Source organism: Phenylobacterium sp. Root1290, assembly GCF_001425305.1.
Classification (GTDB): domain Bacteria; phylum Pseudomonadota; class Alphaproteobacteria; order Caulobacterales; family Caulobacteraceae; genus Phenylobacterium.
The window spans coordinates 151,895-172,202 of the sequence record NZ_LMEE01000001.1 but is presented as its reverse complement, the minus strand read 5'-3'; the positions used below and the strand labels follow the sequence as shown (position 1 = coordinate 172,202).

The window sequence follows — 20,308 nt, the reverse complement described above, 5'->3', positions numbered from 1 at the left end:
GACCGCAAGGTTCCGAAGGGGCCACGTAGCGCCAAATGCAAGACCGAGCGGCGGGGGCCGCACGGATTCTCCTGGAGGAAATATGTGGCGAGTTAAATCGCTCGACGCGATTCTCGCGACCGCAGAGAAAAAGTCTCTGCACCGGTCGCTGGGCGCGTTTCAGCTTACCATGCTCGGGATCGGGGCCATCATCGGCACGGGCATCTTCGTTCTGACCGCCGAGGCGGCGCAGAAAGCCGGCCCCGGCATGATCGCCAGCTTCATCATCGCTGGTTTCGTCTGCGCGGTCGCCGCGCTCTGCTACGCCGAAATGTCTTCGATGGTCCCGGTTTCGGGGTCCGCCTACACCTATAGCTACGCCGTCATGGGCGAACTGCTGGCCTGGATGGTCGGCTGGGCGCTGATCCTGGAATACGCGGTCGCCGCCGGCGCCGTGTCGGTCGGCTGGTCCGGCTACGTGGTCGGGCTGATCGAGCACGCCTTCAGCATCGACATACCCAGCGCGCTTGTCCTGGGCCCGATGGACGGTGGGATCATCAACCTGCCTGCCGCCCTCATCGCCCTGGCGGTGACAGGCCTGCTGGTCATCGGCACCAAGGAATCGGCGACCGTGAACGCCATCCTGGTCGCCGTGAAGGTCGCGGCCCTGTCGCTGTTCATCGTCCTGGCGCTGCCGGTGATCAACATGGAGAACTTCCACCCGTTCGCTCCGCTCGGCATGGCCGGCGTCTCGGCGGCGGCGGCCTCCATCTTCTTCGCCTATGTCGGCTTCGACGCGGTCTCGACCGCGGCCGAGGAGACCAAGAACCCGCAACGCAACATGCCCATCGGCCTGATCGGCTCGCTCGGCATCTGCACCATCTTCTACATCCTGGTCGCCACGGGCGTCATCGGGACCGTCGGCGCCCAGCCGATCACCGACGCCGCCGGCGTCGGCCTGCGCCCCGGCAGCCCCGAGCTGACCGCCGCCTGCAAGACCCTCGCGGACTCGCAGGTGGTCTGTTCGAAGGAAGCCCTGGCCTGGACCCTGCGCTCCATCGGCTGGCCGCAGATCGGCAACCTGCTCGGCCTCGCGGCCGGTCTGGCCCTGCCCTCGGTCATCCTGATGATGATGTTCGGCCAGACCCGCATCTTCTTCGTGATGAGCCGCGACGGCCTGCTGCCGGCGGTGCTGTCGAAGGTCCATCCGACCTTCCACACGCCGCACATCATCACCATCATCACTGGCGTGTTTGTCTCGCTGTTCGCCGCCTTCTTCCCGGTCGGCGTCCTGGCCGACATCTCCAACTCGGGCACGCTGTTCGCGTTCGCGATGGTGGCGATCGCGGTCTTGGTGCTGCGCAGGACCGATCCGACCCGCAAGCGTCCGTTCCGTACGCCGGCGATCATGGTCGTCGCGCCGCTCGCGGCGGTGGGCTGCGTCTACCTGTTCTTCAGCCTGTCGACCGAGACCAAGCTCCTGTTCCTGGGCTGGGCCGCGATCGGCCTGGTGGTCTACTTCCTCTACGGCTACCGCAAGAGCCACGTGGGCCGCGGCATAATCGATGTTCCGGAGCTGTCGCCCGACGCGCCTCCCGGACCCGTCGCTCCGATGCCCGGCGCTCCGGCGCCTGGCGATCGTCAGCACTGACTTTGGAAAGGCCCGGGTTCGCCCCGGGCCTTTTCTTATTGCCCGACAGGCCCGATGTTAGGGGCCATGAACGCCGAGCCTCCCATCCGCGCCCTGATCGCGCCGGTCACCCCGCTGCAGCAGAACTGCACCATCGTCTGGTGCGCCAAGACGCTGAAGGCGGCCATCATCGATCCGGGCGGCGAAGTCCCGATGCTGCTGCAGGCCTTGCAGGAGCACAAACTCACCCTCGAAAAGATCTGGATCACCCACGGCCACCTCGACCATGCCGGCGGCACGGCCGCTCTGCAGCAGGCCACGGGCGCGACGATCGAGGGCCCGCATCCCGACGACGCCTTCTGGATCGATGAGATCACCGCCTCGGGCGCCAAGTGGGGCATGCCCGACGCCCGCTCGTTCACCCCCGACCGCTGGCTCGCGGACGGCGACACGGTGTCGCTGGGGGAGACGCAGTTCGAGGTCTATCACTGCCCCGGCCACACCCCCGGCCACGTGATCTTCTTCCACCGCCAGGCGCGCTTCGCCCAGGTCGGCGACGTGCTGTTCCAGGGCTCGGTCGGCCGCACCGACTTCCCGCGCGGCAACCACCAGCAGCTGATCGACTCGATCACCGGCAAGCTCTGGCCGCTCGGCGACGACGTCCGGTTCGTGCCGGGCCACGGCCCGATGTCCAGCTTCGGCCAGGAGCGGAAAACCAATCCCTTCGTCGCCGACGAGGTCCTGGCCGGGGCCTAATGCTTTCAGCGATGAAATCTGCGCGTTACGCGGGCGCGTAAAAATGGCCCGGATGGACACACGTACGGAACATTCCGGCGCGACAGCCAGCGCCCGCATCCTGATGGTCGATGACGATCCGGGCATCCGCGACGTCGTGTCCGACTTCCTGGGCAAGCACGGCTATCAGGTCGAGACCGCCGGCGACGCGCGCGAGATGGAGCAGGCGCTCGAACGCGGCCCCATCGACCTCATCGTGCTGGACGTGATGCTTCCGGGCGAGGACGGCCTGGCCATCTGCCGCCGCCTGGCGGTCGGCGAAGGCCCGCCGATCATCATGCTCTCGGCCATGGGCGAGGACACCGATCGCATCGTCGGGCTCGAGCTGGGCGCCGACGACTACCTCTCCAAGCCCTGCAATCCGCGTGAGCTGCTAGCCCGGGTGCGCGCCGTCCTCCGCCGCGCCGAGCAGCGCGGCCAGACCGCGGCGGCCGCCGCCGGCTGCGAGTTCGCCGGCTGGCGCTTCGACCTCGTGCGCCGCGAACTGCGCTCGCCCCAGGGCGTAGTCGTCAACCTGTCGTCGGGCGAGTTCTCGCTGCTACGCACCTTCGTCGAGCGGCCGCAGCGGGTTCTGACCCGCGACCAGCTGCTCGAATTCGCCCGCGGCCCGGACTCTGACGCCTTCGACCGCGCCATCGACGTCCAGATCAGCCGCCTGCGCCGCAAGCTCGACGACGGCGGCGGCGGTCAGGATCTGATCCGCACCATCCGCAACGAAGGCTACATGTTCACCGCCAAGGTGAAGCGCGCGTGACCAGGCAGTGGGCGGGCCGGCCGACGGCGTCCCTGTTCGGCCAACTGCTCGCCCTGATCGGTCTCAGCCTCGTCGCCGCCCAGGCGATCAGTCTGTTCCTGCTGTTCAACCTGCCGCCGCCGGCCCCGGACTTCTACCGGATCAGCGAAATCGTCCAGGCGTTGCGCGGCCAACCGCCGACGTTCACCGAACGCCACCCCCTCGAAGTCACCATCGCCAAGGAGCCGCCGCCCCTGGTCATGGACGGGCGCATGACGCCCAAGATTCGCGCCCAGATCGCCGCTGGCCTGGGCGTGGCCGACAGCCGGGTCCTGGTCGCCTCGACGTCGCGCTTCCCGTTCTCGGACCGCCGTGTTTTCCGCGTCATCCGCGACCGCATCGCGCGCGAGGGCGGCGAGGTCGAGGAGCACTTCCTCGTCGCGCCATTCAAGGTGGCGGTGCAGCAGACCGACGGCCGCTGGATGGTGCTCTCGCCCGAGCGCGGCATCGGCCTGGATCCGTGGCAGCAGCGCATCGTGCTGCTGTTCGTGCTGTCGTCCCTGGCGATGACCCCAGTGGCCTTCGTGTTCGCGCGCAGGCTTTCGGCGCCCATCCGGCTGTTCACCGACGCGGCCGAGCGCCTCGGCCGCGATCCGCGCGCGCCGCCGCTCTCGCTCAACGGCTCGGCCGAGATCAGCGTCGCGGTGAAGGCCTTCAACGACATGCAGGACCGCCTGCGCCGGTACGTCGAGGACCGCACCGCCATGGTCGGCGCCATCGCCCACGACCTGCGCACGCCGCTAACCCGCCTGCGGTTCCGTATCGAGAACGTGCCCGAGGACGTCCGGGTGAAGATGGCCGCCGACATCGACCAGATGGAGGAGATGATCTCCGCGGCCCTGACCTTCGTGCGCGACACCAGCCGCGCGGGCGAGCGCACGCCGCTCGAGCTCTCCTCGCTGCTGGAGAGCGTCTTCGACGAGATGGCCGAGACCGGCGCCGACACCGAGGTCGAGCTCGGCGAGAAGGTGGTCCTGGAGGGCGATCCCCTCGCCCTGCGCCGGCTGTTCACCAACCTACTGGAGAACGCGGTCAAGTTCGGCGGCCGCGCCCGCGCGCGTGTCTATCGCGAAGGCGCCAGCGCCATTGTCGAGATCGAGGACGACGGCCCCGGCATCCCGGACGAAGAGATCGAGCGGGTGTTCGACCCGTTCTACCGCCGCGAGCCCTCGCGCAGTCGCCAGACCGGCGGCATCGGCCTCGGGCTAGCTGTCGTGCGCTCGGTCGCCCGCGGCCATGGCGGCGACGTCACGCTGATCAATCGCCCGGGCGGCGGGCTGACCGCCCGCGTGCAGCTTCCGATCTAGACGGCGCTGCGCCTGGCGCCGCTCGGCCGACCTCGCGTTTTTTTGTCGGTCCGCTTTTTCGATCCTCATGTCCCCGATCCCCTGCTGGGGCGCGAACACCGGATACGGACGAAGCTTTGCGGTACGAATGGTCGCAGGTCTCATTCGCATTTTACGCGCAACCTCCTTCGCCTCTGGCGAGTTTGCTTGACCGTATAGGGAAAGCGAGGCGTCGACCGCCCTCCCCCCGACGGTCCGACGCATAGAGGAGCCGCCCATGGATCTTGAACCCACCGCCAAGCCGAAATCCCGTCGCGGATTTGCAGCTATGAACCCGGAACGCCGCCGCGAGATTGCGCGTAAAGGCGGCGCCAGCGTGCCGGGCGAGAAACGCAGCTTCGCCAAGGACCGCGACCTGGCCGCGTCCGCCGGACGCAAGGGCGGTGAGTCCTCGCGTGGCGGCGGCCGTAGCCGCGGTGATCGTCTCGAAAGCTAAGGCGTAACCAGATGGGCGTCGGCGACCTCGCCCATCACGCCAGCTAAGAGGCTCTCAGCAACACCACTGCGAAGCTTGGAGCGGGGCTTTCCCAGCGCCGCTCCAGCTTCCAGCCGGCTTCCGCCGCCAGGCGCTGGAACCCTTCCACCGTGAACTTGTAGGAGTTCTCGGTGTGGATGCTTTCTCCCGCCGCGAAACGGAAGGTTCGGCCCGCCGCGCTGACGAACTGGTCGCGCAGGCTCACCAGATGCATTTCCATCCGGCTCTCGTCCTGGTTCCACACCGCCTGGTGCTGGAACGCAGAGAGATCGAAGTCGCCGTCCAGCTCGCGGTTGATGCGCGTCAGCAGGTTGAGATTGAACGCCGCGGTCACGCCCTGCGCGTCGTCATAGGCCGCGACCAGCGTCGCCTCGTCCTTCGCCAGATCGATGCCGACCAGGAACCCCGCGCCCTCGCCCAGCAGCCGGCGGGCGCCTGACAGGAACGCCACCACCTCGGCCGGCGTGAAATTGCCGATGGTCGAGCCCGGGAAGAAGCCGATCCGCGGGTCGCCGGCGGCGTCCGGAAGCGCCAGCGCCTTGGTGAAGTCCTCAACCAGCGGGGCCACCGTTAGCGCCGGATAGTCGCGCCCGATCGCCTCGGCGGCGGCGTCCAGCGCCGAACGGCTGATGTCGATGGGGGCATAGGTCGCCAACTGCTGCGCAGCGTCCAGCAGCAGCCGGGTCTTGGTGCTCGCCCCGCTGCCGAACTCGACCAGGGTCGCGCCGGCGGGAATGGCCTGCGCCATCTCGCCGGCCTTGGCCTGCATCAGCGCCAGCTCGGTGCGGGTCGGATAGTATTCGGGCAGCTCGGTGATCGCCTCGAACAGCGCCGATCCCTCGGCGTCGTAGAAGTACTTCGCCGGCAGCGTCTTCTGCGGTCGTGACAGCCCGTCGACCACGTCGCGCGCAAACTCGCTGTCCGGCGCGCTTTCGGCCGGGCGCTGGGTCCCGTCCCAGGCGAGCCGCAGGCCCGAGAACATCCAGCGCTGATGCGGATAGAAGAAGTTGCGGTAGCTCGCCCGCACATGCCCCGCCGGCGTCGCGCAGCAGCCGCCGCGCAGCACCATCTGGCCGATCATGAACTTGCCATTGTACTCGCCGACCGCCCCGGCCGCCGGGTGGAAGCCGGGATAGGGCGCATAGGCGCTGCGGGTCCACTCCCAAACGTCGCCGAACATCTGGCGCAGGCCGGGCGTCGACTTGGCGGCGGCAGGGCCGTACTGCAGCTGCTCGCGCATGTTGCCGCTGGCCGGCAGGCCTCCGGCGGCGTGCTCCCATTCCGCCTCGGTCGGCAGCCGCGCGCCAGCCCAGGTCGCATAGGCGTCGGCCTCGTAGAAGCTCACATTGGTGACCGGCGCGTGCGGCGCGATCGCCCGCCGTCCCTGCAGGGTCATGGCCAGCCATCCGCGCTCGCCCTGCTCCCAGTAGAGCGGCGCTTCCCAGCCTTCGGCTTGGACCTGCGCCCAGCCCTCCGCCAGCCACAGCTCCGGCCGCCGATAGCCGCCGTCGGCCATGAAGGCCAGCCACTCGCCGTTGGTCACCAGGCGGTCGGCCAGCCGGTAGGGCTCCAGATAGACCTTGTGCCGCGGCCCTTCGTTGTCGAACGCGAAGCCCTCGCCGTCATGACCGATCTCGACCACGCCGCCGGCGAAGGCGACCTCGCCGGCCGGTCCCGGATCACGCCCCACCGGCAGGGCCGGGGCCGGCGCGAAGGCGGGCTTCAGCGGCGACTGCGCGAACAGGTGCAGCACGTCCATCAGGATCAGCTCCTGGTGCTGCTCCTCGTGGGCCAGGCCCAGATCGAGCAGATCGGACATGCCCTCGAACGGCGCGGCCAGCAGCCGGCTCATCGCCTCGTCCACATGGGCGCGGTAGGCCAGCACCTGCGCCAGCGAGGGCCTCGTCAGCAGCCCCCGTTGCGGCCGCGGCTGCCGCGGCCCCAGGGCCTCATAGTAGGAATTGAACAGATAGGCGAAGGCCGGGTCGAACACGCGATAGCCCGGCAGGTGCGGGACCAGCAGGAAGGTCTCGAAGAACCAGGTCGTATGCGCCAGGTGCCATTTCACCGGGCTGGCGTCGGGCATCGACTGCGCCGCCTGATCCTCGGCCGACAGGTGCGCGGTCAGCGCCACGCTGGCGTCGCGGACCTTGCGATAGGGGTCTGGCGCGCCCCGCGCCCGGACGGCCCGGGCCGGTGCGGGGGCGAGCTTCGCCTTGTCGAATGACACCATCTGCCCGCTCCAGTTCACTTCTTGATTGTGTCGGATTTCGCCGCTGCTCGGCGAAGCAGTGCTCGCCCCGCCAAACGTCGCAGGCGAAACGCAGTTCCTCAATTTGGGAACTCACCCCGCCGGTGCAACCCGGAACGGTTGATCCAAGGGCGCGTTGAGTTTCCACGCAAAGCACGCAGCCTGGTGGGGGGATGGGCGTCTAGAGGTCAGCATGACCGGTGACACCGAGTGGCGCAACGAGGTGGTGGCGATGATCCCGGCCCTGCGCGCGTTCGCATGGTCTCTCAGCCACAACGGCTCGGACGCCGACGACCTCGTACAGGACACCCTGATCAAGGCCTGGAGCAATCGCGACAAGTTCGAGCCTGGCACCAATCTTCGCGCCTGGCTGTTCACGATCCTGCGCAACACCTACTACACCCAGGTCATCCGCCGCCGCCGCGAGGTTCGCGACGAGACCGGCGAGTACGCCAACAACGTCCGCACTCCGCCGACCCAGGACTGGAGCATCGCCATGCGCGCGCTCCAGGCCGGCCTCGCCCAGCTTCCCGACGAACACCGCGAGGCCCTGATACTGGTCGGCGCCGCCGGTCTCTCCTACGAGGAAGCCGCCGAGATCTGCGGCTGCGCGCTGGGCACGATCAAGAGCCGCGTCAACCGCGCCCGCGCGCGCCTCCTGAAGATCATGGACGCCGACGAGCCCTCCGACGTCCTGGCGGGCGACTACGCCGAGGCCAGCCGGGCCTAGTCCCAATTCCGAAGCTAGCAGGCACAGGCCCCACCGCTACTATGCCGGCGACTCGACGCCCCTGGAGTAGCCATGTCCCGTTCACTGCCCGCCGCCCTCGCCCTATCCGCCCTGATCGCGACTCCCGCGTTCGCCGCGCCCAAGGACGATGCGGCCAAGATCGTCGCCAGCCCGGCTTTCAAGGCCGCCACGGCTGTCCTCGACCGCGAGCACGACCGGACGGTCCAGGACATCATCACCCTCACCGAGATCCCTGCCCCGCCCTTCAAGGAAGAGGCGCGCGGCAAGGCCTACAAGGCGATGCTCGAAGCCCACGGCCTGACCGACGTGGAGATCGACGCCGAGGGCAATGTCATGGGTCTGCGCAAGGGGACAAAGCCCGGCCCGCTGGTCGTGGTCTCCGCCCACCTCGACACCGTGTTTCCCGAAGGCACCAACGTCACCGTGCGCCGCGACGGGACCAAGCTGTTCGCCCCCGGCGTCGCCGACGACACCCATAACCTCGCCGTCCTGCTCGCCTGGATCCGCGCCCTCGACGCGGCCAAGATCAAGACCCAGAGCGACATCCTGTTCGTCGGCACGGTCGGCGAGGAAGGGGCCGGCGATCTGCGCGGCGTCCGCTACTTCTTCACCCAGGGCAAATACAAGGACCGCACCAAGGCGTTCTTCTCGGTCGACGGCCTCGACCCCAGCGGCATCACCCATGTCGGGGTCGGCTCCAAGCGCTACCGCGTGACCTTCAACGGTCCCGGCGGACACAGCTACGGCTCGTTCGGCATCGTCAATCCTATGGCCGCCATGGGCAAGGCGATCGCCGACTTCTACCTGGTCCAGGTCCCGACCAGTCCCAAGGTCACCTACTCGGCCTCGGTCACCGGCGGCGGCACCTCGGTCAACGCCATCCCGAACAAGGTCTTCACCGAGTTCGACATGCGCTCGGCCGACGCTGGCGAACTCGCCAAGCTCGACGCCCGCTTCCAGGAGATCATGCAGGCCGCCGTCGAGCACGAGAACAAGGCCCGCTCCACCCGCGTCGGCGCGGTCAGCGTCGAGATCAAGCCGATCGGCGACCGCCCCGCCGGCCAGACCGCGAAAGAAACCGCCCTGGTGGCCGGGACCGCCGCCGCCATCACCGCCCTGGGCTACACGCCGCAGTATGACGCCTCCTCGACCGACGCCAACGCGCCGATGGCCCTGGGCATCCCGGCCGTCACCATCGGCGGCGGCGGCACGGGCGGCCGCGCCCACTCGCTGGACGAATGGATCGATGTCGAGAAAAACAACAGCGTCCGCGGCATGAGCGTCGGCCTCGCCGCCGTCCTCGTCGCCGCCGGCGTGAACTAGCGAACGCGCCGGTCGCCCCGGGCGACCGGCTCCCTATCGGGCAAAGCCGGCCAGCAGGCCGAATTCCCGCTCGTGGCCAGCGCCGCGAGCGGAGGCGCGCCGCGTGGGGGGAACACCCCTCCGACCCCATCGTTTCCAAAGGGAGGAGGACAAAGGCCATGCCCCACCGCCAGACCCCGCCGGAAGATCCCCGCGCCCCCCGTCGGCGCAAGGAGAGCCGCAAGGACGAGCCCCAGAGCTTTGGCGAGGAAGGCCGCTTTTCATCGGACCAGGCGCGCTACTACGGCGCAGACACCCGCTCCTTCGACTCCCTGGCCCAGCATAAGCCCAGCGACGAGCGCCCGGCCTGGCGCCAGGGCCGCTACGACGCCGGCCGCCAGGCCGCGCCCGACCTGCCCTACGACGCCGAGGACGCCCTCGCTCGCGGCTATTACAGCCTCGACGGCCCCCACGGCGGCCAGGAGTACGGCATCGAGCCCCACGGCTATCGCCAGTCCATCGTCGCTCGCCACGTCCGCCCGATCGCCGACGCGCCGGAGGCCGAACTCGGCCCCTACGGCGACCCGCCGATTGACCCGCGCGATCCTGGGGTCCGCGAGTTCGGACGTCCCGCCGACTACGCCTATCATCCCGGCGCGGAGGCCGAGTTCGAGCTGGAGTACCTCGACTGGCGCGAGACCAAGCTCGCCGCCCTTGACCGCGAATACGCCGCCTGGCGGGCCGAACAGCAGCGCAAGTACGACACCGAGTACCGCGCTTTTCGCGGCGAATGGCAGGCGCGCTACGACCGCGGCTTCGCCGAGTGGCGCAACCTGCAGGACGCCCAGGACCCGCTCACCGCGCCGGCCACCGAGGAAGGCCGCCCGCCCGAGGATCGTGTCTGAATTCCCCTCACGCGCGCACCGTTTTCGCGCAAAGGGAGAACAATGTTCAATTTGGGTCCGCGGTGGCTCCCGAAACCGGGCGAATAGTCCTGTTGGCTAGATGACGCGCCGCTCCAAACCCCATACTAGCCTTGGGGAAATTACAACGGACGGCTGTCTTGGCGGCCGTCAGGGGGTGCGTGATGCGTGTGGTCGTAGTGAGCAGGCAACCGCTTTGGCGGGACGCGCTAAGCGCGCTCGTCGCGGCCGAGCTCCCGACCGACACGGTTGTGACGCTGGAGGACATCTCCGACGTCGCCGCCCTCGGTCCGCGTGACGATGACCTGATCCTGCTGGATCCGCCGCCGCAGGGCGATCCCGGCGACTGGCTCGAGCGCAACGCCGAGCGCCTGGGTCCCGGCCGGATGGTGCTTCTGGCCCCGCACAAGAACATCCGCTGGGCCAGGATCGCCTACGCCCGGGGCTTCCGCGCCCTGGTGCCCAAGGACACCGCCTCGGACCTCATGCTCGCCGTGCTCCGGCTGGTCGTCGTCGGCGGCGAGTATTTTCCCTGCTTCGAGGAGCTGGGCGCCCTCCCCGATCCCGTGCCCGGCCGTGGCCCGCGCCTCTCGCCCCGCCAGCTCGAAGTGCTGCGCGAACTCGAACGCGGCCGCACCAACAAGGAGATCGCCCAGCAGCTCGGCATCTCCATCGCCACCGTGAAGCTGCACGTCCAGGCGATCCTCAGCGCCACCGGCGCCCGCAACCGCACCGAAGTGGTCAGCCGGTTGGCTTCAGGCCACTCACGGATATAGACGACCTAGCCGGTTGGCTAATTCAGCATAGTCATTCGATATATGCGGATTTTACAATCCACTATACTTAGCTATTACTTTTGATATTTGTCATCTTAGTACGTCATTAATGATGACCAAGTCAGCCTCGCTACCAATACAGCGGGGGCCTGACATGTCGATATCTGATCAACTCGGTGAACGACTAAGCTTCATGCAGATGGATGACCTCGCTTGCGAGAACATCCTCAACATCAAACCCATCCTCATGCAGGCCCTGCCCGGCGCGCTCGACGGGTTCTACGCCCAGGTCGCCCAGCGGCCGGAGACACGTCGCTTCTTCTCCAGCCCCAGCCACATCACCAGCGCCAAGAGCCGGCAGATCGACCACTGGGAAACGATCTCCAGCGGCCGCTTCGACGAGACCTATGTCCGCGCCGTCACCACCGTCGGCGAGACCCATGCCCGCATCGGCCTGGAACCCCGCTGGTACATCGGCGGCTACGCTCTGGTGCTCGACGCTCTGATCGCCGCAGTCACCGCCGCGCGCTGGCCGCGCGGTGGGTTTGGACGGCGCCGCGGCGCCTCGCCGGTCCAGGTCGCGGCCGAGCTCGGGGCCCTGACCAAGGCCGCCCTGCTCGACATGGACTACGCGATCTCGGTCTATCTAGCCGCCGCCGACGCCGCGCGCCGCGAAGCCGAGACCCTGGTCCTCGCCCAGGAGCGCGCCGCCATCGTCCGGACCATCGGCGCGGGCATGAACGCCCTGGCCGGCGGCGATCTCGCATACCGAATCGAGACCGATCTGGCCGCCGAGTACGCGCAGATGCGCGGCGACTTCAACGCCGCCATGGCACGCCTGGAGGACGACATCGCCTCGATCGCGGGCAACGCCGCCGGCGTCGAGGCCGGGGCCGACGAGCTGACCCAGGCGTCCGGCGATCTTTCCAGTCGCACCGAGCGCCAGGCCGCCAGCCTGGAGGAGACCGCAGCCGCCCTCGATCAGATCACCGTCACCGTGCGCGCCACCGCCGACGGCGCGCGCCAGGCGGGCCAGGTCGTCACCGACGCCAAGGCCCTGGCCGACCACTCCACCACCGTCGTCGAGCGCGCCGTCGGCGCGATGGGCCAGATCGAAGAGTCCTCCGGCCAGATCGGCCGCATCATCGGGGTGATCGACGAGATCGCCTTCCAGACCAATCTCCTGGCGCTCAACGCCGGGGTGGAAGCCGCTCGCGCCGGCGAGGCAGGCCGAGGCTTCGCCGTCGTCGCCTCGGAGGTCCGCGCCCTGGCCCAGCGCTCGGCCGACGCGGCGCGCGAGATCAAGGGGCTGATCTCCGCCTCCACCGGCCATGTCGACGAAGGCGTCGGCCTGGTGCGCGAGACCGGCGCCGCCCTCCAGGCGATCGCCGCCAAGGTCGGCGAGATCGACGAGGTCGTGGCGCGCATCACCGCCTCGACCCAGGAACAGGCCTCGGGCCTGGCCCAGATCAACACCGCCGTGAACCAGATGGACCAGGGCCTGCAGCAGAACGCCGCCATGGTCGAGCAGTCCGCCGCCGCCACCCGATCCCTGCGCGGCGAGGCGGCCGAACTCGCCGCCCTGGTCGCCCGCTTCCAGCTGTCCCGCCGCTCGGCCGGCGCGGCGCCCGTGCCCCGGCGCGCCCATGGTTGAGCGCCCCGACCGCCTGGACCGGGTCCAGCGCCTGGCCAACGCCGGCGCCTGGGAGTGGAGCGCGGCCAGCGGCCAGCTCTCCTGTTCGGAACCGGCGCTGCGCCTGCTGGGCCTGCCGCCAGGGCCATGCACTGCGCAGGACGCCCTGGCCCGGATCCCAGCCGACGACCGTCGCCGCGTCGAAGAGGCGGTCCAGCGCGCCATGGACACCGGCTGCGCCTACGCCCTCGACCACCGGGTCCAACTGCCGGACGGCGCGGTCCGGGTCCTGCGCCATCGAGGCGAGCCGCAACTCGGCGGCGACGGCGCGCCCCTCGGCGTGGCCGGCGCGGTCCAGGACGTCACGCCGCTGCGCACCGCCGAGGCCGCCTCCCAGCGCAGCCAGCAGATGCTCGCGGGCATGCTCAAGATCTCGCCTGAGGCCATCGTCGTCGCCGACGCGCAGGCCCGCATCCTGCTGTTCAGCGCCGGGGCCGAGGCGATGTTCGGCTACAGCGCCGAGGAGGCGGTCGGCCGCAGCGTCGAGGAGCTGATGCCCCCCCGCTTCCGCGCGCGTCACCAGCATGCCGTCGGCCGCTTCGCCGCCGACCAGCGGCCCAGCCTGCGCATGCACGAGCGCACCGAGATCCTCGGTCTGCGCCGCAATGGCGAGGAGTTCCCGGCCGAGGCGTCCCTCGCCCGCCTCGAGACGCCGACCGGCCCGGCCTTCACCACCATCGTCCGCGACCTCTCCGATCGAAAGGCCGCCGAGGCCCGGCTGGTCCAGGCCCGCGAAGAGGCCGAGGAGGCCAGCCGCGCCAAGTCGACCTTCCTGGCCAATATGAGCCACGAGATCCGCACGCCCCTCAATGGCGTGCTCGGCGTCGCCGGGGCCTTGGCCCGCACCGACCTGGCGCCGCCCCAGCGCGAGATGGTGCAGCTGATCGAGACCTCGGGTCGGGCGCTCCAGGGCCTGCTCAGCGACATCCTAGACCTCGCCAAGGTCGACGCCGGCCGCCTCTGCATCCGCGCCGACCCCTTCGACCTGGAGGACATGGTGCGCGCCACCTTCGCCCTCTTCCAGGCCAGCGCCGCCGAGAAGTCGATCGGGTTCCACCTGGAGATGGACCGCGAGGTCTGCGACCGCTTCCACGGCGATGACCTGCGCATCCGCCAGGTGCTCTCCAACCTGCTCAGCAACGCCGTGAAGTTCACCGCCCGCGGCGACGTCTGGCTCAAGGTGCTCTCGCGCGGCCATGCCGACGGCGTGCGCCGGGTGCGCTTCGTGGTCCAGGACACCGGCATCGGCTTTCCCTCGGCCGCCGCCGCCGCCCTGTTCGACCGCTTCGAACAGGCCGACTCGTCCATCACCCGCCAGTTCGGCGGCACCGGCCTTGGGCTGGCGATCTCGAAATCCCTGGTCGATCTCATGGGCGGCGACATCGTCGCCTCGTCCAGCCCCGGCGCCGGCGCGCTCTTCGCCTTCGAACTGCCGCTGCGCCGCGTGGCGCGCGAAGCCCCGACGCTCCCCGCCGCCCCGGCCTTCTTGGCGCCGATGCCCGACCGCCCGGTGCGCGTGCTGCTGGCCGAGGATCATCCCACCAACCGCCGCGTCGTCGAACTGATCCTCGATGCCCTGCCGGTCGAACTGACCTGCGTCGAGAACGGCCAGGAAGCCGTCGAGGCCGCCGCCCTCCAGACCTACGACCTGATCCTCATGGACATGCAGATGCCGGTGATGGACGGCGTCACCGCCGTTCGCCGCATCCGCGCCGCCCGGCCGCTGCGGGCGGGTCCGCGGATCTGCATGCTGACCGCCAACGCCATGCCCGAGCACCGCGAGGCCTCCCGCCAGGCCGGCGCCGACGCCTTCCTGGTCAAGCCGCTCGACGCCGCCGAATTGATCGCCGAAGTGATGGACATCCGCCCCGCGCCGCCCGAGCTCTAGCCTCAAGGCGGGCAAGGGCTCTCTCAGCCGAGCGAGAGAGCCCATCAGCGACCTCCCCCGAGATCGCTGAGCCTGCGGTTGCAAAGGCGTTGGACGAGAACGCCCGCACAGCCACGCGCCACACGACCGCGACCAGGGGCCGCGCGCATTGTCATAAGTTAGTCGGGCGCAGATCGACGACGGGCGCGTCATCAGCGCCACGCCGGCCCGCTTCAACGCGAATGTCAGGAAATTGGCGGTGACGCAGGGATTCGAACCCTGGATACGCTTTCACGTATGACGATTTAGCAAACCGTTGCCTTCAGCCACTCGGCCACGTCACCAGCCCGATCAGGTCGCTGCGAGCTCTGCGAGCGGCGCGGTCCAAATCGGGTCGCACTCCATAGCCGAAACCAGGCGCCGGGAGCAACGGGGGCGCGGAAAAGAAAAACGCCCCGCCCGGACGATCTGCGCACGCTCGCCAAAAAGTGCGGCGCGCCGGCGGCGTCATCGCTTAAGGTTAAACGACGGGAGCATCACAAACAGCGGTTGCGGCATGAGCGAACAACTGCACGAGCGACTGGACGCCAAGATCGGCGAGCTGCGGGCCGCCGGGCTGACCATCACGCGAATCGACGCCTGCCCCCAGGCCATCGAGCAACTGTTCGTGGGCAAGGGCGAGGCCGCCATCCTGTTTGACGCCGACCCCGCACGCGACACCGCCTGGTACGGCGACGTCGAGCTTCAGGCCAGTCCCGAGCCGGGCGCGCGCCTGCTGGTGCTGGGCGCGGACGGCCCACAGAACATCGAAATCTGACGGCACGCGACTTGCTGCGCGATCCCGGGGCGGGACAGTCGCGCACCAAAACGAGCCCATCGTCCCAGTGCGCGCCGCCGGCGCTCCGGCGCCGGTGAAGCGGGGGAGCGCGTCATCGCCGACGCGCTCCCCTTGCCTTCACCCCGGCGCCTTGGCGTAGCGGCGGTTGGCCCGCGTCGCGTCCAGGCACTCGGCATAGGTGTCCAGGATCCACTTGCGGCTCGCCACCTTCTCCTTGCCGTCGCGGGACATGGAGATCCGCTCGACGTCGGCGATCCGCTCCAGCAGCAGGTAGGCGACGTACTCCGGCGTATTCTCGATGGGCCGCGATTCGGGTTGATCGGTCATGGCGCGCTTCCGTTTACACAGGCCGCCCTAGGCAAAGCTTGGCGGCGGCTGAACGTGCAGATCACCGCGTAGTTGCATCCCGCCCGACGATGGACCGTCCCCGAGGACCACCCGACCATGCGCCCGCTCCTCGCCTCGCTCGCCGCCATGCTGACGCTCGCCGCGCCGGCCGCGGCCGCGCCGCCGCCCGGCGAGGTCGGCGCCCGTCCCGAAACCCTCGCCCGGCTGCCCGACGGGCGGGCGCTCAACTTCCGCTGCGCCGGGCAAGGCGCGCCGACCGTGCTGCTGGAAGGCGGCTACAGCGCCGACTCCCTCGGTTGGGGCAAGGTCAAGACCGCGCTCGCCAGGACGCACCGCGTTTGCACCTACGACCGCGCCGGGGCCGGCTTCTCCGATCCGGGCCCCCTGCCCCGCGACGGCGCAGCCATCGCCCGCGACCTCGACCGCGGCCTGCGCGCCGCGCGCATTGAGGGGCCGTTCATTCTCGTCGGCCACTCGGCCGGCGCGCTCTATGTCCGCCTGTTCTCCAACCGCCGCCCCGGCGACGTCGTCGGCATGGTGCTGGTCGATCCGTCCGTGGAGCATCAGGACCGCCGCTTCGCCGCGATGTTCGGTCCGGGCGCGGCGGACACAGGTCTGATCCGCGAGCGCGCCGCCAAGTGCCTGGCCGCGGCGGAGGCCAGGACACTCCCGTCCGCCGAGCCGCCGCTGGACCGCTGCGTCCCGGCCGCGCGCCAGGGTCAGCCCGCCGCGATCGCCGCCGCCCGCCGCGCCGAAGCGATCCGTCCGTCGACCTGGCAGACCCGCATGTCCGAGCTCGACACCCTCTGGGGCGCCACGTCAGAAGCCCTCGACGCCGGGCGCCAGACCTACGGCGACCTGCCGCTGATCGTGCTCACCGCCGACGGGACCTACGCCGCCGCGCCCGAGCCGGCGCGCCAGCCGCTGGCCGATCTCTGGTGGGGCCTGCACCGCGAACTGGCGCGGCGATCGACCCGCGGCGAGAGCCGGCGCGTCGAGGGCAGTTCGCACATGATCATGACCGACCGTCCCGAGGCCGTCGTCGCCGCCGTGAGCGAAGTCGCCTCCCAGGCGAATATGCTTAAGGGTAGATGAATTATTCACCCACAGGTTGTTCACCGTTTTCAAGCATCCTGTAGTGTGAATGACAGTTGTCGGCACGCAGTCGCAGCGCCGAGATTGATTCAATCGTCTGTTTCTTCGCAGTTGGGGTGGATGCCTGATGCGAATAGTTTACAGTTGTCGTTATAGAACGCGTGTACGTTAACTGCTCACACAGAGGCCGTGTGGCAGTGTGCTTCTCCGTCATCGCGAATAAACCGGTCCCAGATGTCTTTCGCCGCTCCGTTCAAGCCCAGCTCGTTGGCTGACCGTCGCGCTCGGCGTCACGCCGAAGCGCACGCGGCTGCGGCTGCGTGGGCCGAGCCCGGCCGCGATCGGCGCGGCCCGCTGCGCCCCGACCGCCTGACCCCGACCCGCCTGCGGATGTCGGGCCGGCTGCTCACCCGTTTCTTCCAGGGCGGCGACGCCATCGCGCTGATCCTGGGCTGCTTGATCGCCGCGGCCCTGACCCATGGCGCCAACGTCCTGCTGATCTATGGCGGCGCGTCCGTCGCCACCTTCGCCAGCCTGCGCCTGTTCGACTGCTACAAGTTCGGCCGCCGCGAAGATCTGGCCATCCATCTCATGCGGGTCACCGTCGCCTTCGCGGTGGCGGTGGCGATGTGCTTCGCCATCCTCACCCACTTCGTCGGCGTGATCATGCTGACGGCCTCGCTCGGCGTGTGGACCCCGCTCGCCTTCCTCTGCGTCGCCGCCGCGCACGGTCTCTGGTGGGCCAACGTCAAGCGCTGGCGGACCAACGGGCGCCTGACGCCCAACCTGGTCATCGTCGGCGCCACCGGCGCGGCCGAGCGCCTGATCGCCGCCATCCTCGAAACCCGCGAGGCCCACGTCCTGGGCGTCTTCGACGACCGCGCCCGCGAGGGCAGCGCCGAACACATGCACCGCGTGCCGATGCTGGGCGGCACCGACGAGCTGCTGGCCCATCGCATCATGCCGTTCGTGGACCGCATCGTGATCACCGTGCCGGCCGGCGCGCGCGACCGCGTGCAGGCGCTGCTGGAACGGCTGAAGGTCCTGCCCAACGAGATCACCCTGCTGCTCGACCGCGACGGCCAGTCCGGCGAGGCCGAGGCCATCGACCGCATCGCCAATATCCCGCTGGCCCGCGTCTCGGGCGCCGAGATCGACCAGGGCAAGGCGCTGGCCAAGCGCGCCCAGGACCTGATCATCGCCGCCATCGCGCTGTTCGTGGCCACGCCGATCATGTTGCTGGTGGCCCTGGCCATCAAGCTCGACAGCCCCGGCCCGGTGTTCTTCCGCCAGCGCCGCCACGGCTTCAACAACGAAGAGATCGTGGTCTGGAAGTTCCGCTCGATGCGGACCGAGTCCGCCGACGCCAAGGCCACGCGCCAGGTCAGCGCCCACGACGACCGCGTCACCAAGGTCGGCAAGTTCATCCGCAAGACCAGCCTCGACGAGCTGCCCCAGCTCATCAACGTCATCACCGGCGAGATGTCCCTGGTCGGCCCGCGTCCGCACGCCATCGGCATGAAGACCGGCGAAGTCGAGAGCTCGCGCCTGGTCGCCGAATACGCTCACCGTCACCGCATGAAGCCGGGCATGACCGGCTGGGCGGCGATCAACGGTTCGCGCGGCGCCGTCGACACGCCCGAACTGGTCCGCCGGCGCGTGGCGCTGGACGTGGAGTACATCGAGCGCCAGTCCTTCTGGCTCGACCTCTACATCATGTTCATGACCGTCCCCTGCCTGCTGGGCGACTCCGAGACGGTCCGCTAAGCGCCTCCTCCGGCGCGGATGACCAGGGGCCGATTGCAGCCCTCCACACGGACCCGTAATCGTTTCCCCATGGGTATGGGAAATCCGCAATGCTGAGTCCGGCGCTGGAAGGTGTCTTCGCAAACGCCGCCATTCCGCAGCGCATCGTCCTGTCGGTGCTTGTCGCCGCAATTCCGCTGATACTCCTGGCTGCCCTGCTCGTACTGAGAGGCGGGCCGGCCGCCGCATTCTCGCGCCGCTTCATCGCGGATCTGCGGCTGGCGGGCCTTGCGCTGGGCCTGCTCGTGGGAGGCTTGAGCAGCTTCCACATGGGCGAAACGATCCTGCGGCTGCCCTTCGATCCGTCCCTGAAGCAACTGGCCCCCGGGATCTTCGAAGTTTCGACGCTCGTAAGCCTCGGGGCCCTGGTGAGCCTGCTCGCAGTCGTCGCGCACGCTGCAATCGGAGGCGGACGCGTCCGAAAGGCGGACGCAGAGCCAAGGTCATCTCTGCGTCCACGCTCAACCAACTCAGGCGGACTCAGGCCGGGATCAGACGGTCGGGACGGTCCCGCCGTCGATGACGAGCTCGGCGCCGTGAATCGAGGCGGCTCGGTCTGAGGCCAAGAAGGCGATGGCTTCGGCGACTTCGAAGGGTTCGGCGCCGCGACCAATCGCGATTCCGCCGAGCCCATCCAGGACGAGCTTGCGCGCGTCCTCGAGAGAGCCGCCGCTGGCGTGCTGGAGACGCTTGAGAAACACCTCGGTCCCCTCGGTCATGATCCAGCCGGGCGAGACGGTGTTGACCCGCACGCCCTTGGGACCAAGCTCTTTGGAGATGGACTTGCTGTAGGTCCGGAGCGCCGCCTTGGCCGAGGCGTAGGCGGTGGTTGCATCCGGAAGCGGCAAGACCGACTGGATGGAGGTGACGTGCACCACTGCGCCGGCCCCCCGCTCGACCATCTGCGGAATGAGCAGGCGATCCAGGCGAACGGTCGCAAGAAGGTTCAGGTTCAGCTCGGACAGCCAGAAGTCGTCCGTCAGGGCGGCGAAGCCGCCGCCGGGGGTGGTCGAACCCCCGAGGACATGGGCGAGAATGTCGATGCCGCCCAGGCGATCGAGCGCCGCTTTCGCCAGCGTCTGTCCCCCCTCGGCCGTCGTCAGGTCTGCCTGGACAAACTCGACGCCATCGATGGGCTCCAGCTGCCCGCGCGCGGAGGTGATGACCCGGGCGCCGCCGGCTACAAAGCGGTCGACTGTGGCGCGGCCCAGACCCTTGGTGCCGCCACTGATGAGCACGCGCTTTCCGGCGAACTCGGCTGGCTTGCTGTTCATCCCGTGATCTCCACGGCTTTGATCGCGTCGCCTTCCAGCGTGAAGCGGTAGGTGAAGCGGATTGGGCTCCCCGGAAAGTCGCCATGGGCGGGGCCTTCGAGGACAACCTGACGGCCGTCCTGGCGCCAGATGTCCGGCGTGAAGATCGCCTTCACGGGAACAACCGCCTCTTCGAGCAGGCGGCGGATTTCAGCGTGTCCGTTGAAGACTGCGCCATTGTCATGAAGGACGGCGTCCTCCGCGAACGGCTGGAGCATGCCGTCAACGTCGAGCTGGGCGTTCGCCGCCACATACGCGGCTATCGGAGATGGAAGTTCGAGCGACATCGGTCCTGTCCTGCTTGGGGCGTTCGCCGCAACGGCGGGT

Annotated in this window: 19 protein-coding genes and 1 tRNA gene; 14 read left to right on the top strand and 6 right to left on the bottom strand. The window is 69.1% G+C overall.

The window, feature by feature from the left end:
- Positions 1-82 precede the first annotated feature (82 nt).
- The 5 genes from ASC79_RS00845 to ASC79_RS00825 all read left to right on the top strand — a co-directional run bounded on the left by ASC79_RS00845 (position 83) and on the right by ASC79_RS00825 (position 4,979).
- Positions 83-1,630, top strand: coding sequence for an amino acid permease (locus ASC79_RS00845; RefSeq protein WP_056018313.1), 1,548 nt, complete (start codon positions 83-85; stop codon positions 1,628-1,630).
- Positions 1,631-1,696: 66 nt separating this feature from the next.
- Positions 1,697-2,365, top strand: coding sequence for an MBL fold metallo-hydrolase (locus ASC79_RS00840; RefSeq protein WP_056018311.1), 669 nt, complete (start codon positions 1,697-1,699; stop codon positions 2,363-2,365).
- Between the two features lie 52 nt (positions 2,366-2,417).
- Positions 2,418-3,158: a response regulator gene (locus ASC79_RS00835; RefSeq protein WP_235528699.1), complete on the top strand. Its 741-nt coding sequence runs from the start codon at positions 2,418-2,420 to the stop codon at positions 3,156-3,158.
- Positions 3,155-4,504, top strand: coding sequence for a cell wall metabolism sensor histidine kinase WalK (locus ASC79_RS00830; protein WP_056018307.1), 1,350 nt, complete (start codon positions 3,155-3,157; stop codon positions 4,502-4,504). The genes ASC79_RS00835 and ASC79_RS00830 overlap by 4 nt, the downstream gene beginning before the upstream one ends.
- 256 nt (positions 4,505-4,760) lie before the next feature.
- Positions 4,761-4,979 (top strand): general stress protein, encoded by a 219-nt coding sequence (locus ASC79_RS00825; protein WP_056018305.1) that lies wholly within the window; start codon positions 4,761-4,763, stop codon positions 4,977-4,979.
- A gap of 43 nt (positions 4,980-5,022) precedes the next feature.
- Here the strand turns inward: ASC79_RS00825 and egtB are convergent, their stop codons facing one another.
- Complete coding sequence (gene egtB / locus ASC79_RS00820; protein ID WP_056018303.1) at positions 5,023-7,251, bottom strand: ergothioneine biosynthesis protein EgtB; 2,229 nt, start codon at positions 7,249-7,251, stop codon at positions 5,023-5,025.
- A gap of 211 nt (positions 7,252-7,462) precedes the next feature.
- Here egtB and ASC79_RS00815 point away from each other — a divergent pair, with 211 nt between their 5' ends.
- The 6 genes from ASC79_RS00815 to ASC79_RS00790 all read left to right on the top strand — a co-directional run bounded on the left by ASC79_RS00815 (position 7,463) and on the right by ASC79_RS00790 (position 14,602).
- Positions 7,463-7,999: a sigma-70 family RNA polymerase sigma factor gene (locus ASC79_RS00815; RefSeq protein WP_056018301.1), complete on the top strand. Its 537-nt coding sequence runs from the start codon at positions 7,463-7,465 to the stop codon at positions 7,997-7,999.
- Positions 8,000-8,071: 72 nt separating this feature from the next.
- On the top strand, positions 8,072-9,343 hold the full coding sequence (locus tag ASC79_RS00810) for a M20/M25/M40 family metallo-hydrolase (RefSeq protein WP_056018298.1): 1,272 nt from the start codon (positions 8,072-8,074) through the stop codon (positions 9,341-9,343).
- A 158-nt stretch (positions 9,344-9,501) separates the two neighbouring features.
- A complete protein-coding gene (locus tag ASC79_RS00805) occupies positions 9,502-10,227 on the top strand; it encodes a hypothetical protein (protein ID WP_056018296.1) in 726 nt (241 codons plus the stop codon).
- Between the two features lie 197 nt (positions 10,228-10,424).
- Positions 10,425-11,021, top strand: coding sequence for a response regulator transcription factor (locus ASC79_RS00800; RefSeq protein WP_162244241.1), 597 nt, complete (start codon positions 10,425-10,427; stop codon positions 11,019-11,021).
- A 154-nt stretch (positions 11,022-11,175) separates the two neighbouring features.
- Positions 11,176-12,675, top strand: a complete 1,500-nt coding sequence (locus tag ASC79_RS00795; protein WP_056018291.1) for a methyl-accepting chemotaxis protein — start codon at positions 11,176-11,178, stop codon at positions 12,673-12,675.
- Positions 12,668-14,602 carry a PAS domain-containing hybrid sensor histidine kinase/response regulator gene (locus ASC79_RS00790; RefSeq protein ID WP_056018289.1) on the top strand — a complete coding sequence of 645 codons (1,935 nt, stop codon included), beginning with the start codon at positions 12,668-12,670 and terminating at the stop codon, positions 14,600-14,602. The genes ASC79_RS00795 and ASC79_RS00790 overlap by 8 nt, the downstream gene beginning before the upstream one ends.
- A gap of 233 nt (positions 14,603-14,835) precedes the next feature.
- On the opposite strand, the gene ASC79_RS00785 is transcribed toward ASC79_RS00790, so the two are convergent.
- A tRNA-Ser gene (locus ASC79_RS00785) sits at positions 14,836-14,925 on the bottom strand.
- A 212-nt stretch (positions 14,926-15,137) separates the two neighbouring features.
- On the opposite strand from ASC79_RS00785, the gene ASC79_RS00780 reads away from it, so the two are divergent.
- Positions 15,138-15,398 (top strand): hypothetical protein, encoded by a 261-nt coding sequence (locus ASC79_RS00780; RefSeq protein ID WP_056018287.1) that lies wholly within the window; start codon positions 15,138-15,140, stop codon positions 15,396-15,398.
- A 138-nt stretch (positions 15,399-15,536) separates the two neighbouring features.
- Here ASC79_RS00780 and ASC79_RS00775 read toward each other — a convergent pair whose 3' ends face one another.
- A complete protein-coding gene (locus ASC79_RS00775; RefSeq protein WP_056018285.1) occupies positions 15,537-15,746 on the bottom strand; it encodes a hypothetical protein in 210 nt (69 codons plus the stop codon).
- A gap of 117 nt (positions 15,747-15,863) precedes the next feature.
- Between ASC79_RS00775 and ASC79_RS00770 the strand changes: the two genes are divergently transcribed.
- Both ASC79_RS00770 and ASC79_RS00765 read left to right on the top strand, forming a co-directional pair.
- Positions 15,864-16,862, top strand: coding sequence for an alpha/beta fold hydrolase (locus tag ASC79_RS00770; RefSeq protein ID WP_056018283.1), 999 nt, complete (start codon positions 15,864-15,866; stop codon positions 16,860-16,862).
- Between the two features lie 234 nt (positions 16,863-17,096).
- On the top strand, positions 17,097-18,629 hold the full coding sequence (locus ASC79_RS00765; RefSeq protein WP_082531881.1) for an exopolysaccharide biosynthesis polyprenyl glycosylphosphotransferase: 1,533 nt from the start codon (positions 17,097-17,099) through the stop codon (positions 18,627-18,629).
- On the opposite strand, the gene ASC79_RS20960 is transcribed toward ASC79_RS00765, so the two are convergent.
- The 3 genes from ASC79_RS20960 to ASC79_RS00755 form a co-directional block, all read right to left on the bottom strand.
- Positions 18,626-19,063 carry a hypothetical protein gene (locus ASC79_RS20960; protein ID WP_156378296.1) on the bottom strand — a complete coding sequence of 146 codons (438 nt, stop codon included), beginning with the start codon at positions 19,061-19,063 and terminating at the stop codon, positions 18,626-18,628. The two genes, ASC79_RS00765 and ASC79_RS20960, sit on opposite strands and share 4 nt — an antisense overlap.
- Positions 19,064-19,159: 96 nt before the next feature.
- The gene (locus ASC79_RS00760; RefSeq protein WP_056018279.1) at positions 19,160-19,942 is read right to left on the bottom strand and encodes an SDR family oxidoreductase; all 783 of its coding nucleotides are present in this window, start codon (positions 19,940-19,942) and stop codon (positions 19,160-19,162) included.
- Positions 19,939-20,268, bottom strand: coding sequence for a nuclear transport factor 2 family protein (locus ASC79_RS00755; protein ID WP_056018277.1), 330 nt, complete (start codon positions 20,266-20,268; stop codon positions 19,939-19,941). The genes ASC79_RS00760 and ASC79_RS00755 overlap by 4 nt, the downstream gene beginning before the upstream one ends.
- Positions 20,269-20,308 lie beyond the last annotated feature (40 nt).

Excerpts from the sequence above, each read along its gene's own strand:
- ASC79_RS00845 (WP_056018313.1), top strand. The coding sequence starts at position 83 with ATGTGGCGAGTTAAATCGCTCGACGCGATTCTCGCGACCGCAGAGAAA.
- ASC79_RS00840 (WP_056018311.1), top strand. The coding sequence starts at position 1,697 with ATGAACGCCGAGCCTCCCATCCGCGCCCTGATCGCGCCGGTCACCCCG.
- ASC79_RS00835 (WP_235528699.1), top strand. The coding sequence starts at position 2,418 with ATGGACACACGTACGGAACATTCCGGCGCGACAGCCAGCGCCCGCATC.
- ASC79_RS00825 (WP_056018305.1), top strand. The coding sequence starts at position 4,761 with ATGGATCTTGAACCCACCGCCAAGCCGAAATCCCGTCGCGGATTTGCA.
- egtB (WP_056018303.1), bottom strand. The coding sequence starts at position 7,251 with ATGGTGTCATTCGACAAGGCGAAGCTCGCCCCCGCACCGGCCCGGGCC.
- ASC79_RS00815 (WP_056018301.1), top strand. The coding sequence starts at position 7,463 with ATGACCGGTGACACCGAGTGGCGCAACGAGGTGGTGGCGATGATCCCG.
- ASC79_RS00810 (WP_056018298.1), top strand. The coding sequence starts at position 8,072 with ATGTCCCGTTCACTGCCCGCCGCCCTCGCCCTATCCGCCCTGATCGCG.
- ASC79_RS00805 (WP_056018296.1), top strand. The coding sequence starts at position 9,502 with ATGCCCCACCGCCAGACCCCGCCGGAAGATCCCCGCGCCCCCCGTCGG.
- ASC79_RS00795 (WP_056018291.1), top strand. The coding sequence starts at position 11,176 with ATGTCGATATCTGATCAACTCGGTGAACGACTAAGCTTCATGCAGATG.
- ASC79_RS00790 (WP_056018289.1), top strand. The coding sequence starts at position 12,668 with ATGGTTGAGCGCCCCGACCGCCTGGACCGGGTCCAGCGCCTGGCCAAC.
- ASC79_RS00780 (WP_056018287.1), top strand. The coding sequence starts at position 15,138 with ATGAGCGAACAACTGCACGAGCGACTGGACGCCAAGATCGGCGAGCTG.
- ASC79_RS00775 (WP_056018285.1), bottom strand. The coding sequence starts at position 15,746 with ATGACCGATCAACCCGAATCGCGGCCCATCGAGAATACGCCGGAGTAC.
- ASC79_RS00770 (WP_056018283.1), top strand. The coding sequence starts at position 15,864 with ATGCGCCCGCTCCTCGCCTCGCTCGCCGCCATGCTGACGCTCGCCGCG.
- ASC79_RS00765 (WP_082531881.1), top strand. The coding sequence starts at position 17,097 with ATGTCTTTCGCCGCTCCGTTCAAGCCCAGCTCGTTGGCTGACCGTCGC.
- ASC79_RS00760 (WP_056018279.1), bottom strand. The coding sequence starts at position 19,942 with ATGAACAGCAAGCCAGCCGAGTTCGCCGGAAAGCGCGTGCTCATCAGT.
- ASC79_RS00755 (WP_056018277.1), bottom strand. The coding sequence starts at position 20,268 with ATGTCGCTCGAACTTCCATCTCCGATAGCCGCGTATGTGGCGGCGAAC.